Origin of the sequence: Microbacterium sp. NPDC091676 (genome assembly GCF_044756645.1) — a bacterium.
In the GTDB taxonomy this organism is placed as follows: Bacteria; Actinomycetota; Actinomycetes; order Actinomycetales; family Microbacteriaceae; genus Microbacterium; species Microbacterium paraoxydans_D.
On the sequence record NZ_JBIVTI010000001.1, the window covers coordinates 2,082,318 to 2,098,477 of the forward strand.

The 16,160-nt window shown below is 70.6% G+C and carries 16 protein-coding genes; 4 read left to right on the forward strand and 12 right to left on the reverse strand.

The genetic code is table 11. From position 1 onward, the window contains the following. Positions 1-300 carry a chorismate mutase gene (locus tag ACIQID_RS10105; RefSeq protein ID WP_071327978.1) on the reverse strand — a complete coding sequence of 100 codons (300 nt, stop codon included), beginning with the start codon at positions 298-300 and terminating at the stop codon, positions 1-3. Between the two features lie 62 nt (positions 301-362). On the opposite strand from ACIQID_RS10105, the gene ACIQID_RS10110 reads away from it, so the two are divergent. Continuing rightward, positions 363-1,589, forward strand: coding sequence for an AI-2E family transporter (locus tag ACIQID_RS10110; RefSeq protein ID WP_400284472.1), 1,227 nt, complete (start codon positions 363-365; stop codon positions 1,587-1,589). Between the two features lie 65 nt (positions 1,590-1,654). Here the strand turns inward: ACIQID_RS10110 and ACIQID_RS10115 are convergent, their stop codons facing one another. From ACIQID_RS10115 to ACIQID_RS10160, 10 genes are all read right to left on the reverse strand, one after another. Beyond that, positions 1,655-2,575, reverse strand: a complete 921-nt coding sequence (locus ACIQID_RS10115) for an ABC transporter substrate-binding protein (RefSeq protein ID WP_268777556.1) — start codon at positions 2,573-2,575, stop codon at positions 1,655-1,657. Positions 2,576-2,609: 34 nt separating this feature from the next. Next, on the reverse strand, positions 2,610-3,329 hold the full coding sequence (locus tag ACIQID_RS10120) for an ABC transporter permease (protein WP_312674292.1): 720 nt from the start codon (positions 3,327-3,329) through the stop codon (positions 2,610-2,612). Beyond that, complete coding sequence (locus tag ACIQID_RS10125; RefSeq protein ID WP_312674293.1) at positions 3,326-4,009, reverse strand: ABC transporter permease subunit; 684 nt, start codon at positions 4,007-4,009, stop codon at positions 3,326-3,328. The genes ACIQID_RS10120 and ACIQID_RS10125 overlap by 4 nt, the downstream gene beginning before the upstream one ends. Then, a complete protein-coding gene (locus ACIQID_RS10130; RefSeq protein ID WP_312674294.1) occupies positions 4,006-4,866 on the reverse strand; it encodes an ATP-binding cassette domain-containing protein in 861 nt (286 codons plus the stop codon). Before ACIQID_RS10130 ends, ACIQID_RS10125 begins: the two co-directional genes overlap by 4 nt. A gap of 45 nt (positions 4,867-4,911) precedes the next feature. Next, the gene (locus tag ACIQID_RS10135) at positions 4,912-5,214 is read right to left on the reverse strand and encodes a DUF427 domain-containing protein (protein WP_400284477.1); all 303 of its coding nucleotides are present in this window, start codon (positions 5,212-5,214) and stop codon (positions 4,912-4,914) included. A gap of 135 nt (positions 5,215-5,349) precedes the next feature. Then, complete coding sequence (locus tag ACIQID_RS10140) at positions 5,350-6,786, reverse strand: dihydrolipoyl dehydrogenase family protein (protein WP_400284480.1); 1,437 nt, start codon at positions 6,784-6,786, stop codon at positions 5,350-5,352. Positions 6,787-6,958: 172 nt separating this feature from the next. Further along, entirely contained in the window at positions 6,959-7,537 is a 579-nt protein-coding gene (locus tag ACIQID_RS10145; protein WP_331201583.1) for a biotin transporter BioY, read from the reverse strand. Between the two features lie 75 nt (positions 7,538-7,612). Continuing rightward, the gene (locus ACIQID_RS10150) at positions 7,613-9,001 is read right to left on the reverse strand and encodes an MFS transporter (RefSeq protein WP_400284483.1); all 1,389 of its coding nucleotides are present in this window, start codon (positions 8,999-9,001) and stop codon (positions 7,613-7,615) included. A 68-nt stretch (positions 9,002-9,069) separates the two neighbouring features. Further along, the gene (locus tag ACIQID_RS10155; protein WP_400284486.1) at positions 9,070-10,173 is read right to left on the reverse strand and encodes a lactonase family protein; all 1,104 of its coding nucleotides are present in this window, start codon (positions 10,171-10,173) and stop codon (positions 9,070-9,072) included. Positions 10,174-10,178: 5 nt separating this feature from the next. After that, a complete protein-coding gene (locus ACIQID_RS10160) occupies positions 10,179-11,465 on the reverse strand; it encodes an adenylosuccinate synthase (RefSeq protein WP_071327988.1) in 1,287 nt (428 codons plus the stop codon). 214 nt (positions 11,466-11,679) lie between these two features. Here ACIQID_RS10160 and ACIQID_RS10165 point away from each other — a divergent pair, with 214 nt between their 5' ends. After that, positions 11,680-12,363: a Pr6Pr family membrane protein gene (locus ACIQID_RS10165; protein WP_400284489.1), complete on the forward strand. Its 684-nt coding sequence runs from the start codon at positions 11,680-11,682 to the stop codon at positions 12,361-12,363. Positions 12,364-12,442: 79 nt separating this feature from the next. On the opposite strand, the gene ACIQID_RS10170 is transcribed toward ACIQID_RS10165, so the two are convergent. Then, a complete protein-coding gene (locus ACIQID_RS10170; RefSeq protein WP_400284492.1) occupies positions 12,443-13,804 on the reverse strand; it encodes an NAD(P)-binding domain-containing protein in 1,362 nt (453 codons plus the stop codon). Positions 13,805-14,018: 214 nt separating this feature from the next. Here ACIQID_RS10170 and ACIQID_RS10175 point away from each other — a divergent pair, with 214 nt between their 5' ends. Together ACIQID_RS10175 and ACIQID_RS10180 are read left to right on the forward strand one after the other, a co-directional pair. Further along, positions 14,019-14,951, forward strand: coding sequence for a DMT family transporter (locus ACIQID_RS10175; RefSeq protein ID WP_400284495.1), 933 nt, complete (start codon positions 14,019-14,021; stop codon positions 14,949-14,951). A gap of 107 nt (positions 14,952-15,058) precedes the next feature. Then, entirely contained in the window at positions 15,059-16,138 is a 1,080-nt protein-coding gene (locus tag ACIQID_RS10180; RefSeq protein WP_312674303.1) for a MoxR family ATPase, read from the forward strand. The last annotated feature ends 22 nt before the right edge of the window (positions 16,139-16,160 follow it).

Here is a 16,160-nt window from a genome sequence, read left to right on the forward strand (position 1 = left end):
TCAGCGCCCCTCCGCGGCCTCGGTGTGGTGGCGGATGACCTCGGCGACGACGAAGTTGAACCACTTCTCCGCGAACTCCGGATCGAGATGGGCGTCCTCCGCGAGCGCGCGGAGCCGAGCGACCTGCTGCTCCTCGCGGTTCGGGTCGGACGCCGGCATCTCGTGCTCGGCCTTGAGGTGGCCCACCTGCTGCGTGGCGCGGAACCGCTCCGCGAGCAGGAAGATCAGCGCCGCGTCGATGTTGTCGATGCTCGCACGCAGCCGGAGCAGTTCGGCCTTCGGGTCCTCAGCGGCAGTCATGCCCCTACTCTAGAGCCGCGGATCACCCGGCCTCCGACGAGGGGCACCGCTATCGTGTGCTCATGAGCAACGACCAGTCGCCGGCCTCCGCTCCGCACGACGGGCAGGGCGGTCCCGCCCCGGACTCCGTCCCCACACCCGTCGACGCCGCGCTGGTCGGAGCCGCGGTGGAGACGCCCGATGCCGTCGCGAAGCCGTCCGCCCCCGTGGTGATCGAGCCGACCACGCCCAGTCGCTCGTTCTGGACGCGGATCGATCGGCCGTTCGTCTTCGGGTTCCTCGTGACCCTCGGCGGCCTCGGGGCGATCGTGATCGGCAGCGCGCTCTACAACCTCTCCACCGTCCTCATCTACATCGCGCTGGCCCTGTTCGCCGCGCTCGGCCTCGACCCGGCCGTCCGCTTCCTCGAGCGCCGCGGCATCTCCCGCGCGCTCTCCGTGGTGGTGACGATCCTCGCTCTCATCGTCGTGGTCGCCCTCGTCCTGTGGATGATCGTGCCCATCGTCGTCGATCAGATCGCGGGGTTCGTGAAGTCGGTCCCCGGCATGATCCAGGACTTCACGAAGTCCGACCTCTACGCCACCCTCAACAACCAGTTCGGGGACCAGTTCCAGGACCTCGTGTCGGAGGTGCAGAAGTTCCTCTCCGACTTCGGGAACCTCGCGACGATCGGCGGCGGGGCGCTCCAGGTGGGCGCATCCATCGCCAGCGGGATCTCGGGCGCGATCGTGGTGCTCGTGCTGACGCTGTACTTCCTCGCGACCCTCCCGGCCATGCGCCAGGGGCTGCTGCGTCTGGTCCCCGCCCGCGACCGCGACCGCGCCGGCGACATCTCCCAGCAGATCACCGACTCGGTGGGCGGCTACGTGATGGGGATGGTGGTCCTGGCGTTCTGCAACGCGACCCTCGCCCTCATCCTCTACACCGTGCTCGGCCTGCCGTTCCCGCCGCTCATGGCGGCGATCGCCTTCTGCGTCACGCTCATCCCGCTCGTCGGCTCCGTGCTGTTCTGGATCATCGGCACCGTCCTCGCGCTGTTCACCAACCCGATCGCCGCGCTGGTCTTCGCCGCGATCTACCTCGTCTACATGCAGATCGAGGCCTACGTGCTCACGCCGCGGGTCATGAACAAGGCCGTCGCGGTGCCGGGCTCGCTCGTGGTCATCGGCGCCCTCGCCGGCGGCACGCTCCTCGGCCTGCTCGGCGCTCTCGTGGCCGTGCCCGTCACCGCCTCGATCCTCATCATCGTCAAGCAGGTGGTCGTGCCGAAGCAGGACTCCCGCACCTGACACCGGCGGGCGCGGACGACGAAGCGCCCGGCCCCTGAGGGCCGGGCGCTTCGCGGGGAGACGACTCAGATGAGGTCGTTGTCCGTGAGCCACTGCTTCGCGATGTCCTCCGCCGACTTCTGGTCGACCGTGCTCTGCACGTTGAGGGCGACGAGCTCCTCGGCGGTCAGCTTGGCGCTGATGCCGTTGATCACGTCGGCGATCTCGTCGGCCACGTCGCTGGACGCGATGGGGACGACGTTCGAGGCCAGGATGATGTTCTCCGGGTCTTCCAGCGCCACGATGTCCTCGGTCTGGAATGCCGGGTCGGCCGAGTAGATGTCCGCCACCTGGATCTCGCCGGCGAGCAGCGACTCCAGCGTCGTGGGACCGGTGGCCGAGAACGCCAGGTCGACGCCGTAGACCTCCTTGGCGGCAGCCGGGCCGTACGGACGCTGCTCGAACTCGGGCGCCGCGCCGATCGTGACCGGGGTGGTGACGTCTGCGAGGTCGGCGATCGAGGTGAGGTCGTTCTCCTCGGCGAAGCTCTTGAGCACCGTGTAGGTGTCCTGGTCGGACGCCTCCGCGTAGTCGAGCGCGGTGAGGCCGTCCGGGAGCGCGTCCTTCAGAGCGGCGTAGACGTCGTCCGGGCTGGTGGCGGTCGCATCCTTGTCCAGGTACTCGAGCAGGTTGCCCGTGTACTCCGGGAACAGGTCGATCGCCCCGGACTCGACGTCCGGCATGTAGGCGTCGCGCTGGCCGATGCTGAACTGGCGGTCGACGTCGAAATCGGCGGCCTCGAGCGCCTGCGCGTAGATCTCGGCGATGATCTCGTTCGAGTAGTAGGCCTGCGAGCCGATGACGATGGTGTCGCTGCCCCCACCGTCGCCGGAGTCGTCGGTGGGCGCGTCCAGCGGATTGCTGTTGGCGCAGCCGGAGAGCGCGAGGGCGGCGGCGAGCGCGACGCCGCCGGCAAGGGCGAGGCGGGACTTTCGTGCGGTGAACATGGACTTCCTCTTCTCTGGGGGACGATGCTGTGGGTCAGGCGGGTGCGGCCGCGGGCGCGGTCGCCCGCGCGCGGCGTCGTTGCGGACGCGTGCGCACACCGCGGGGGACCGCGGCGTGCTGGGCGAGCGCGAGCAGGAGGTCGACGAGGAGCGCGAGCACCGCGACGAGGATCGCGCCGCCGAGCACCTGGTCGAAACGGCGGAGCGGGATGCCCTGGATGATCGGCCAGCCGAGGCCGCCGAGGTTCACGTAGGCCGCGATCGTCACCGTGGCGATGACCTGCAGCAGCGCCGAACGGAGGCCTCCGACGAGGAGAGGCATGCCGAGCGGAACCTCGACCTTCCAGAACACCTGCCAGCCGGTCATCCCCATCGCCCGCGCCGCGTCGATGGTTCGGCGATCGACCGCCTCCAGGCCCGTGTAGGCACCGGCGAGCAGGGAGGGGATGGCCAGGATCACGAACGTGATGATCGCCGCCAGCGGCGTGCGCAGCACGCCCAGCAGGAGCACCAGGAGGACCATGAGTCCGAAGGACGGGATGGCGCGGGCGGCTCCGGAGACGGCGACCGCGATCTCCCGCCCCTTCCCGGTGTGCCCGATGAGCCAGCCCAGCGGCACGGCGATCACCGCGGCGATCAGGACCGAGACCACCGTGTAGAAGACGTGCTGGCCGAACAGGACGGGGAGCGAATAGGTCCCCACCCAGCGGTCGGGGGAGAACAGCCAGGCGAGGGCTTCGGTGAAGACGTTCATGCGGCCGTCCTCAACGTGATGGTCCGACGCGCGGCGGCGGAACTGGCCGCCACCCTGGTCCACGGCATGAGGGCCCGCCCGAGGAGGACCAGCAGGAGGTCGATGACCAGGGCGATGACGACGACGGCGACGATGCCGGTGAAGACCTCGGCGAGGATGCGGCGCTGGAGGCCGTTCGTGAACAGGTAGCCGAGGTTCGTGACGCCGACGAGGATGCCGACCGTCGCGAGCGAGATGGTGCTCACGGCCGCCACCCGGAGACCCGCGAGGATGACCGGTCCGGCGAGGGGGAAGTCCACCGTCCAGAACCGACGGAACCCGCCGTATCCCATCGCGACCGCCGACTGCCGGATGGCGGGGTCGACCGAGTCCAGCCCGTCGGACACCGCGCGGACGAGGATCGCGACCGCGTAGATGGTCAGGCCGATGACGAGGTTGGCGGGGCTGCGCGCGGGATACCCGGCCACCGAGGGCAGGAGGATGAGGAGGGCGAGGGACGGGATCGTGTAGAGAAGCCCGGTGAGGACGATGACCGGCCCCTTCACGAGCTGATAGCGCCAGGCCACCCATCCCAGCGGCAGCGCGAGGACGAACCCGAGCACGATCGAGATCGTGCTCTGCTGGAGATGCACGGCGGTCAGCTCGAGGATCAGCCCGAGGTTGTCCCCGACCCAGTTCACGGAGCCGCCTTCAGCGCGTCGGCTCCGTCGACCACGCCCTCCGGGGCATCGACGATCGCTCCCTGCGTGCGGCCCTCGGAGTCGACGACCACGGTCCCCCGCGGAGTCTGCTTGAGGTGCAGGGCCCGGCGGCCTCGGTCGGCTCCGATGAACGAGGAGACGAAGTCGTCGGCCGGGTTCTCGATGATCTCGCTCGGGCTTCCCACCTGCACGATCCGGGCGCCCTTGTCGAGGATGACGACCTGGTCGCCGAGGAGGAAGGCCTCGTCGATGTCGTGCGTGACGAACACGACCGTCTTGTCGAGCTCGTGCTGCAGCCGCAGGGTCTCCTGCTGGAGGTCGGCGCGGACGATGGGGTCGACCGCACCGAACGGCTCGTCCATGAGGAGGATGTTCGGGTCGGCGGCGAGTCCGCGGGCCACCCCGACGCGCTGCTGCTGACCACCCGACAACTGGCTCGGGTACCGGTCGGCGAGCGCCTGGTCGAGGCCGACCGTCGTCAGCAGCTCGCGGGCCCGCTCATGCGCCTCCTTGCGCTTCACCCCGTTCAGCCGCAGCACGGTGGCCACGTTGTCGATGACGGTGAAGTGCGGCATGAGCCCGGAGTTCTGCATCACGTAGCCGATGCGTCGGCGCAGCGCGACCGGGTCGCCCGACAGCACGCTCTCCCCGTCGATCTCGACCTCTCCCGACGTCGGCTCCACCATGCGGTTGATCATCCGCAGCAGGGTGGTCTTGCCGCAGCCGGACGAGCCGACGAACACGGTGGTCTTGCGGGAGGGCAGCACGAGGCTGAAGTCGTCGACGGCGAGCGTCCCGTCGGGGAAGCGCTTCGTGACGTTGCGGAACTCGATCATGAGGGTGTCTCTCCGACGGTCGTGCGGACGTGCGTTCGTACGGGGCTAGGCCGAGACCTCGACGCCCGGGGCGAAGGCGACGTAGCCGGAGAAGTCCTTGCCGACCCGGTCGAACGCCGACGGGTACGGGTGCGGGTACGACCACACGAGATCCTTGTGCAGCTCTCCGTCGACCTGGACGGAGTAGTACTGGCACTCGCCCTTCCACGGACAGGTGTACGGCGTGGGGCTCTCGACGAGGACGTCGGGCGCGACGGCTGCCGGCGGGAAGTACCAGTTCCCCTCGATGCGGATGAGGTCGTCCTGGTCGGCCTCGGCGATGACGTTTCCTGCGAGTACAGCCTTCATGGTCCTGCCTCCTCGGATGTGGGTTCGAGCGTATAAGACGGGTGCGACATCCGGCACCGGGTTGCGCGCGGGGTCGTCAATCTGGGACACAATGCGCGTTCTGTTCGTCACGCGACCGGAATCGGATTGCCCGGATCAGGCCGATTCGCGGCCGTAGCCCTCCAGGAGCCGCAGCCAGATCTCGCTGATCGTGGGGTACGAGGGCACGGCATGCCAGAGTCGGGCGATCGGGACCTCGCCGACGATCGCGATGGTCGCGGCCTGCACCAGCTCGGCGACCTCGGGGCCGACGAAGGTCGCGCCGATCACGACGTCGCGGTCGGTGTCGACGACCAGGCGCGCCTGCCCGGCGAAGCCGTCCTCGTACAGGCTCGCGCCCGCCACCCACCCGAGGTCGTAGTCGACGACGCGGACGGCGGTCCCGGCATCCTTCGCCGCTGCCGCGGTGAGCCCGACGGACCCGACCTCCGGGATCGAGAAGGTGACCTGGGGCACCGCGGCGTGGTCCGCCGTGGCGACGTGACGGCCCCAGGGCGCGTCGTCCACGGCGTCGCCCTTCGCCCGCGCGACGATGACGTCGCCCGCGGCGCGCGCCTGGTACTTGCCCTGATGGGTCAGCAGCGCGCGGCCGTTGACGTCGCCCACCGCGTAGAGCCAGTCGCGCCCGGGGACGCGGAGGGTGTCGTCCGTCTCGATCCAGCGGCCCGGCTCGAGCCCGACCGCGTCGAGCCCGATGTCGGCGCTGCGAGGAGAGCGTCCGGTCGCGACGAGCACCTCCGCCGCGGTCACCGACTCCCCGTCGTCGAGGGTGATGGTCACCCGGTCCCCGTCGCGGTGGACCGCCGTCGTGCCGGTGTCGGTGCGGACGTCGACGCCGAGCTCACGCAGGCCGTCGGCCACGCGCTCTCCGGCGAAGGGCTCCATCCCGCCCAGCAGCCCGCTGCGCGCGAGCAGCGTCACCGACGAGCCGAGCGCGGCGTACGCGGTGGCCATCTCGACCGCGACCACGCCGCCGCCGATGACCGCGAGGCTGTCGGGCAGCTCCTCGGCGCTGGTCGCCTCGCGGCTCGTCCAGGGCGATGCCTCCCGCAGGCCCTCGATCGGCGGGATGACCGCATCCGAACCGGTGCTGATGGCGACCGCGTGGCGCGCGCGCAGCACCCGCGTCCCGCCGTCCTGATCGGTCACCGTGACCTCGCGCTCCCCGGTCAGCCGGCCGTGACCCCGGGCGAGGTCGATGTGAGCGGACTCCAGCCACTTCACCTGCCCGTCGTCGGACCAGTTGCTCGTGAAGGAATCGCGACGCTCGAACACCGCGCGCACGTCGAGCGTCCCGGTCACGGCCTGCGCGGCGCCGGCGACGTGCTGCGCGGCGCGGAGCGCCTGGGCCGAGCGGAGCAGCGCCTTCGACGGCATGCACGCCCAGTACGAGCACTCCCCGCCGACGAGCTCGCTCTCCACGATGATCGCGGTGAGACCGCCCTGCACGGCACGGTCCGCCACGTTCTCCCCGACCGGGCCACCGCCCAGCACGATGAGGTCGTATTCGTCGGTCTTGTCGGCAGCAGTCATGCTCGCCCCTCTCGTGGCCACGACGGTCCGTGGCCCAGTCTCGCTCATGACGAACGTCGAGTCACGGGTGAGTTGTTCCCGTCCGCCGATATGCCCGTCCTTCGCGGATCCGGTTCCGACCTTCCGGGTGCACGACGGGGAGTCGACGGGACGGGCAGGGGCGGTCCGAGGGTCAGGCGACGACGGAGGGAACGGGGCGGGGGTCGGCGAAGGCGCGGGGGTACGCGCGACGGAGGGCCACGACGATGAGGGTGGCCGCGGTCACCTTGATGAGGTCGCCCGGGAGGAAGGCCAGCGTCGAGAGGGCCGTGAGGTCGAGCGGCACGCCGGTGACGAGAGCCTGGACGGGGATGCCGAAGGCGTAGACGACGAGCACGCCGCCGACGAAGGCCGCGAGCGCGGCACGCCACCAGGTCGGGCGGCCCGTGCGCATGAGGAGGCCGATGACGACGACGCCCACGATCCAGCCGAGCATGTACCCGGCCGTGGGGCCGACGAAGACCCCGAGACCTCCGCGTCCGCCCGCGAGGACGGGAAGGCCGACCGCCGCGAGCACGAGGACGAGGGCGACCGACCACGGCGCGACCCGGGGGCCGAGGACGAGACCGGCCAGCATGACGGCGAGCGTCTGTCCGGTGATGGGCACCCCGCCGGGCAGCGGGACGACGACCGTGCCGAGCACGATGATGAGCGCGGCGAAGACAGCGACGCGGCCGAGGGTCGCGGAGGTGTCGCGGGGGGTGGATGCCATCGGGTGTTCCTTCCTGAACGGTGTTCACCTGAACACCGTTCACCAGGGTAGGGGCGCCCGCACATCCCGCGCAAATCACTCCGCAGCGGGCTCCACGCTCCTCGTCCGCGGGGCGAGGACGGCCGCCGCCGCACCGATCACCGCGGCGAGCGCGAAGACTCCCGCGAACGCATCCACCCCGGTTACGGCCCCGAGCGCGACGAAGAGCGAGCCCGTCACGGCGAGGGCGAGCGCGCTCCCGAAGGAGTCGGCCACGGTCATGGCCCCGCTGTTGAAGCCCTGTTCCGCCGGGGAGGACATCGCGAGGACGAGCGCACTGGATCGCGGGCTCATCAACCCCATGCCCGCACCCGCGACGACCCAGGCGAGGGCGGCGAGCAGCGGGGCGGCCTGCGTGACCGTGATCACCAGGATCAGGGCGATCCCGATGACCACGAGGACCGTCCCCACCCGTACCGCGGCCACGCTCGACAGGCGCTCGCCCATCCGCCCCTGGACGGTCGCCGCCGCCGACCAGGCGAGCGCACCCCCGGTCAGCGCGAGCCCGGCGAGGGTCGGCGACAGCAGGTACCGGTCGGTGAGCAGGTACGGCAGGTAGATCTGCGCCCCGAAGAACGCCGCCGCCCCCAGACCGCGCACCAGGATCACCGACGGCAGGCCCCGGCGGGCGACGAGCGCGCCCCGCGGAACGAGTGGGCGCACCGCCGCGATCGCGACCACCACCGCGGCCGCCGACAGGAACGGACCGGCGACCGGGACCTCTCCGACGAGGTCGAGGGCGAGCACGGCCGAGGCGGCGAGCACCGACCACCCCAGCCGCCCGAGAGCCCACGGCGTGGTGGCGTCTCCGCTGCGCGCGAGGCCCCGGAGGGCCGGGACGACCATCAGCAGCGCGAGCACGACGAGCACCACGACCCCGAGGAACACCCAGTGCCAGCTCCACACCTCCGTGACCGCACCCGCGATCGTCGGACCGATCAGGGAGGGGATGACCCACGCGGCGGCGAACCCCGCGAAGATCGCGGGATGCAGGGACGTCGGGTACACCCGGGCGACCACGACGTAGAGAGCCACCATGAGTCCGCCGTTGCCGAGCCCCTGCGCGAAACGTCCCGCGACGAGGACCTCCATGGTCGGCGCGAGTCCCGCGACGAGCAGACCCACGGTGAACAGGGCGACGGAGGCGTACAACGGCAGCACGGGGCCCCGCCGATCGGACCAGTTGCCGGCGACCACCATGCCGATCACGCTCGTCGCGAGCGGTCCCGCGAAGGCCAGCGCGTACAGCCGCTCGCCGTCGAGATCGGCGCTGACCGCCGGCATCACGGTGGTGACCGCCAGCGATTCGAAGGCGCCGAGGAACACGAGGGCGCACGCGCCGATCGTGATCCAGACGTACTCGCCGCCGAGGATGCGGGGCGGGGCGGGCGTGGACGGCGCGGTGCGCCCGGTCTCGGTCGTCATGAGGACGACGCTAGAACCTCAAGAAAGGTTGAGGTCAAGTCCCGGATGGACGCGGGCTCGGCCCGGCGTCAGCGGAGCGGGAGGATGCTCGTCGGCGCGGGAGCCTGCGCCTCGTGCCGGATTCCGAGCGGGGCCCCGGTGCGATCGTCGAGGTCGAGCAGCGTCACGGTGTCGGAGCGCTGTCCCGCGACGAGGAGCTTGCCCTGGTAAACGAGGTGGTGTCGCGGCCAGTCGACTCCGGAGTCGGCGAGCGCGACCGGCTCCAGGGCCTCGCCGCTGCCGCGTACCCGCAGCACCGCGATGGTGTTGCTGCCGCGGAGTGCGGTGTAGAGGAACCGGCCGTCCTTCGAGCGGGCGAGCTCCGCGGGGAAGTCCACGCCGATCTGCGCGATGGGGCTCGCCGGAGCCGAGGAGACGACGCCCCAGGTGCCGTCGACGGCGGCGGCGAGCGTGAAGACCTCGCAGGAGTACTCGGTCACGACGTGCAGGTGACCACTCGGATGCACGACCATGTGGCGCGGACCGGTGCCGCGCGGCAGCACGACCTCCTGATCCAGGATGAGCCCGGCGCCCTGCAGGCGCCAGAACCGGACGAGATCGAAGCCGAGGTCGGTCGTCGCCACGCGGCCGTCCGGCAGGAAGGCGGCGGCGTGCGCGTGAGATGCCCGGCCCGCGTCGCCGTAGGGGTCGACCGCCGCGATCCCGTCCCCGGCGGGCGTGGCCGGGGCCGCATCCGGATCGCCCTCACCGAAGAGGGCGGCGCGCAGGGCTGCCGCCGCGTCCTCCTTCGCCGGCACGAGACGACCATCAGCGGCGAGTCCGAAACGGACGACCCGCCCGTCGCCGTAACAGCTGGCGACGAGCGTCCGGCCGTTCGGCGACACCGCGAGATGGCAGACGCCGTCCCCCGTCGCCACCGGATCACCCAGCGGCGTCAGCGCCAGCTCCCCCGTGCGCGCGAACGCCTGCACGGCCGCGTCGCCCTCCAGCGCCGCGTACACGACGTCGAGGGACGGATGCGCCGCCAGCCACGACGGCGATGGCGTCTGCGTCACGGGTCCGCGGTAGGCGAGCGTCGCGGCCTCACGGCCCTCGTCGCCTGCCAGCACGCCGATCCCCTCGGCGGAGCCTTCCATCGCCGGGCCGTAGCCCCCGAGCCAGAACCGCGTCATGCCGGTCAGTCGAGCAGGTCGTGGCGCACGATCACCTGATCGCGCTCCGGACCGACGCCGATCACCGAGATGCGGGTGTTGCTCATCTCCTCCAGCGCGAGCACGTAGTCCTGCGCCGTCTGCGGAAGGTCCTCGAAGGTACGCGCGGTCGAGATGTCCTCGCTCCAGCCCGGGAAGTACTCCAGGATGGGCTTCGCGTGGTGGAAGTCGGTCTGGTTCACCGGCACCTCGTCGAACCGCTCCCCGTCCACGTCGTAGGCGACACACACCGGGATCTGCTCCAGGCCCGTGAGGATGTCGAGCTTCGTGAGCACGAGGTCGGTGATGCCGTTGATGCGCGTGGCGTACCGGGTGATGGGGGCGTCGTACCAGCCCACGCGGCGCGGACGCCCGGTCGTGGTGCCGAACTCGAAGCCCTGCTTGCGCAGCCAGTCGCCCTGCTCGTCGAACAGCTCGGTCGGGAACGGACCGGAGCCGACGCGGGTCGTGTAGGCCTTGACGATGCCCACGATGCGGTCGAGGGCGCCGGGGCCGACCCCGGAGCCGGTCGAGGCGCCGCCGGCCGTGGCCGAGGACGAGGTGACGAACGGGTAGGTGCCGTGGTCGATGTCGAGCATCGTGGCCTGACCACCCTCGAACACGACGACCTCGCCGCGGCTCAGGGCCTGGTCGATGAGGTAGCCGGTGTCGGCGACCATCGGGCGCAGACGCTCGGCGTAGGAGAGCAGGTCGTCGACGATCTCGTCGCAGGTGACGGCGCGGCGGTTGAAGACCTTCACCAGGAGGTGGTTCTTCTGGTCGAGGGCGCCCTCGACCTTCTGGCGCAGGATGTTCTCGTCGAAGAGGTCCTGCACGCGGATGCCGACGCGGTTGATCTTGTCGGCGTAGGCCGGACCGATGCCGCGGCCGGTCGTGCCGATGTTGCGCTTGCCGAGGAAGCGCTCGGTGACCTTGTCGAGCGTGCGGTGGTACTGGGTGATGATGTGCGCGTTGGCGCTGACCTTGAGCCGCGAGACGTCGATGCCGCGGGCGGACAGGGCCTCCAGCTCGGAGAAGAGCACCTCGAGGTCGATGACCACGCCGTTGCCGATGACCGGGTTCACGCCGGGCGACAGGATGCCGGAGGGCAGCAGGTGCAGGGCGTACTTCTCGTCGCCCACGACGACGGTGTGCCCGGCGTTGTTGCCGCCGTTGAACTTCACCACCCAGTCGGTGCGCTCACCGAGCAGATCGGTGGCCTTGCCCTTTCCTTCGTCGCCCCACTGCACGCCGACGATAACGATTCCTGGCATGGGTAACCCCTTGGCTTTCGCCGGGTTTGCACCGGCCGATGAGCTGGCCCTCTTCGGGCGATCCCATCCTATCGGCAGGCCTCGGACAGCCCCCGGGAAGCTCGATACGGGACGGAATACGCACCTTCCCAAGGCGTCGGCGGCACCTTTTCGGTCCCGCATCGTGCCGGGAGGGCGCGGTTTCGATCCCGCTACAGTGGCGACGGAGGTGGCGATGACGCGGTGGTGGCCCTACATCCGACTCGCGGCGGCGGCGCTCGCGGTGGCGGCGATCGTGGCGCAGCTCGTGCGCACGCTGGAGATCGCCCTCGCCGCGGACACCGCGTGGGGCGCGCACCTGCCCACCGTGTTCGCGAACTTCTTCAGCTTCTTCACGATCCTCTCCAACGTGCTGGCCGCGGTGGTGCTGGCCGTCGGCGGGATCTGGGGGCTGACGCACCGCGACGCGAGAGTCGAGCCGACGTGGCTGGCGACGCTGCTCGTGTGCGCGAGCACCTACATGATCTTGACGGGCGTGGTCTACAACACGCTGCTCCGGGGCATCGCGCTGCCGCAGGGGGCCACGGTCGCCTGGTCGAACGAGGTGCTGCACGTCGTCATCCCACTCGTCCTGCTCGCCGACGTGCTGTTCGCGCCGCGTCGTCGTGCGCTCGGCTGGGGCACCGTGGGGATCGCCGCGATCTTCCCGATCGTGTGGGTGGTCTACACCCTGCTCCGCGCGAACCTCGTGACCGCACCCGCGACCGGGAACCCCTGGTGGTACCCGTACCCCTTCCTCGATCCCGCACTGAACGGCGGCTACGGCGGCGTGGCGCTCTGGGTGCTCCTCATCGCCGCGATCATCCTCGCCGCCGCCGCGCTCGTCGTGGGGATCGGGCGGCGTCGGGCCCGGCCGTGACCCACCCCTTCCCGTGCGCCCCACCCCCTTGCGAACGTACGAAAAGGGGTGGGACGGCCGGAAGGGGGTGGGTCGGCGATCAGACGAGGAGCGCGTCGGCCTCGAGGTAGCGCGCGAGGGAGTCGTCGAGCTCGTCCAGCCACGGGGTGTGGTGTGCGGCGGCGAGCGTCCCGGTCATGACCGAGGGGTACACGCGGTCGCGGTAGCCCATGATGTCGGCCTTCTTGTCGTGCTTCCAGGCGAGGAAGATCTCCACGACGCGATCGAGGTCGAACGCCGGATAGTCGGTGCACTCCAGCAGGTCGCGGATGTAGTCGGCCTGGAAGCGGATCTCCGTCGCCGCCGAGTCGATCTCCGCGAACCGCTTGCGCCACGCGGCGATGGACGCGGCACGCTCGCCCTCGTCGGGCAGGGCGATCCGGCCGAGGATGACGTCCCGCACGAACCAGGCCTGCGCGTCGAACATGTTGAACGTGAACCACTGGTCCTGCGCGCCGAGGTAGGCCAGGCGTGGATTGCCCTGCCAGAGCACGCCCCGGTACAGCCCGTCGGGGTAGACGTTGTTCGGCGAGGACAGGGCGAGCTCCGCGGGCAGGAACGGGTACTTGTGCAGGTAGCCGGTGCAGAGGATGACCGCGTCGACCTCCTTGGAGGTGCCGTCGGCGAAGTGCACGGTGCGGCCCTCGAAGCGCTCGACGCACGGACGCTCCTCGAAGCCCTCCGGCCAGTCGTAGCCCATCGGCGCGGTCCGGTAGCTCGCGGTGACCGAGCGGGCGCCCATCTTGAAGGCCTGGCTGCCGATGTCCTCCGCCGAGTAGCTCGACCCGATCACGAGCACGTCCCGTCCGGCGAGGGCCTCCGCGCCCCGGAAGTCGTGCGCGTGGGCGACGGATCCGGGGAAGGTCTCGATGCCGTCGAAGTGCGGCACGTTCGGGAAGGAGAAGTGCCCGCTGGCCACGACCACGCGGTCGAACTCCTCCGTGGTCGTGCGCCCGGTCGGCAGGTGCTCGCTGGTGAGACGGAACACCTCACGGTCCTCGTCGAAGTCCACCCAGCGCACCGCGGTCTCGAAGCGGATGAGGTCGCGCACCTGCGTCTTCGCGAGGCGGCCGGCGATGTAGTCCCACAGCACCGGACGCGGCGGGTACGACGAGATCGGCCGTCCGAAGTGCTCGTCGAAGGTGTAGTCCGCGAACTCCAGGGCCTCCTTCGGGCCGTTCGACCACAGGTTGCGGTACATGCTGGAGTGCACGGGCTCGCCGTACTCGTCCAGCCCGGTGCGCCAGGTGTAGTTCCACTGGCCGCCCCAGTCGGCCTGCTTCTCGAAGCAGACCAGTTCGGGGATCTCCGCCCCCGCACGGGCTGCGGACTCGAAGGCCCGCAGCTGCGCCATCCCCGAGGGGCCGGCGCCGATGATCGCTACTCGTTCACTGTTCGTCACGTATCGTCCTCAAACTCTTCCGTCATGTATCGGGCGCAGCCGTATCCGGGAGAGGAGGACAGTTCTTCCCCGGTGGGAGCGGAACGCTCGACCCGCCCGGACAGTGGCTGCTCTTCGACGTTAGCAGTGCCCCGCGGTGACGCTGGCGGGAATGCGACGACGGCTGTCGCTTCCGCGCATCGCCGATGTCGGCGGCCGGTGCCAGGATCGGACGGTGCGACAGGACATCAAGGCATCGGAGCGGCTCGACCCGCAGAGCTCGCCGGCGCGATCGCGCGGTGCCCTGGTCCTGCTCGCGGCCGCGGTGACGGTGGTGCTCTGGGCCTCGGCCTTCATCGGGATCCGTGGCGCGGGGCCGCACTACGACCCCGGGGCCTTGGCGCTGCTGCGCATGGCCGTGGGCACCCTCGTGCTGACGATCATCGCGCTGCGGCACGGCATCCAGCTCCCGGAGCGCCGCCACTGGCTGCTGATCGCCGCGTGGGGAGTCGGATGGTTCTGCATCTACAACCTGGCCCTCAACAGTGCCGAACGGACCCTCGACGCCGGGACCGCCGCGATGGTCGTGAACCTGGCGCCGCTCATGGTCGTCGTCTTCAGCGGTCTCTTCCTCCGGGAGGGATTCCCCCGACCCTTGGTGATCGGCGCCCCCATCGCCTTCCTCGGGGTGGTCCTCATCGGCATGAACTCCACCAGCAGCACCGGCCCCGACCTCACGGGCCTCCTGCTGGCCCTTCTCGCCGCGGTCATGTACGCGGGGTGCACCCTGCTGCAGAAACACCTGCTCACCTCGGGGGTCGACGCCACCACGCTGACCTGGCTCGGGGCGGCCGCCGGCACGATCGCCCTGCTTCCCTGGCTCGGCGCATTGATCGCCGACGTGCAGACGGCGCCCCTCGACGCGACGCTGTGGGTGGTCTACCTCGGCATCTTCCCCACCGCCATCGCCTTCACCACCTGGGCATACGTGCTGCAGCGCAGCACCGCGGGGAAGACCTCCGCGACGACGTACGTGGTCCCGGCCCTCGCGATCCTGCTGTCGTGGCTCATCCTCGGGGAGGTGCCCACCCCGCTCATGTTCGTGGGCGGCGCGCTGTGCCTGCTCGGCGTGCTCATCACGCGCATGCGCGGGCGGCGCTCGCGCTGAGTGCACCGCCCGCGCGGGTCGAGGTCGGTCCGCGCGGATGCGATTACGCTGGTCGGCGGAGGGGCGCGCCGTGCGGGCCCGCGTGTGACCGAGGGAGACGAAGACCGATGACCGACGCCGACGCGCAGACCCCGCCGACGATCTCCGCGCCCCCACCGCCCCCCGCGTCCGGCGCGCCGATCGCCGCCGCGGCCCCCGCCGCCGCTCCGAGCGACGCCGAGATGGCGCGCGCCGGTGCCGTGCTGCAGACGATCTCGGACGCCTACTCCGCGAAGATGGTGGGCCAGGAGCGCCTGCGCACCAGCCTGCTCGTGGCGCTCATCGCCGGCGGTCACATCCTCCTGGAGAGCGTGCCCGGCCTCGCCAAGACCACCGCCGCCAGCACGCTCGCCGACACCGTGAAGGCGAAGTTCAAGCGCATCCAGTGCACGCCCGACCTCCTGCCGAGCGACATCACGGGCAACCAGATCTACGACGCCGCGACAGGCAGCTTCCGGACGGTGCTCGGCCCCGTGCACGCGAACTTCGTGCTGCTCGACGAGATCAACCGCTCCAGCGCCAAGACCCAGAGCGCCATGCTCGAGGCGATGCAGGAGCACCAGACCACCATCGGCGGCGAGATCCACCCGCTGCCGAAGCCGTTCCTCGTGATCGCGACGCAGAACCCCATCGAGCAGGAGGGCACCTACGAGTTGCCCGAGGCGCAGATGGACCGGTTCCTCCTCAAGGAGATCGTGGAGTACCCGAGCCCGGCGGAGGAGTTCGAGATCCTCAGCCGCATCGACTCGGGCGTGCTCGACCCCGACCGGCACGTGCACAGCGCCGTCACGCTGGACGACGTGCACCTGCTGCAGGACGTCGCGAGCCGCATCTACGTCGACCCCGCGATCCGCAACTACATCGTGTCGATCGCGTACGTGACCCGGAATCCCGCGCCGTACATCGGGGACGAGCGCGCCCGCTTCATCAAGTACGGCGCGAGCCCTCGGGCCAGCATCGCCTTCCTCCAGGCCTCCCGCGCCCTCGCCCTCCTCAGCGGCCGGACCCACGTCCTCCCCGAGGACATCCGCGCCCTGCGCCACCTCGTGCTGCGGCACCGCGTGCTGCTGACGTTCGAGGCCGACGCCGAGGGCATCCGCAGCGAGGAGATCATCGACCAGATCTTCGCTGCCGTGCCCACCCCCTGACCCGCCGACACGTCCAGGGATC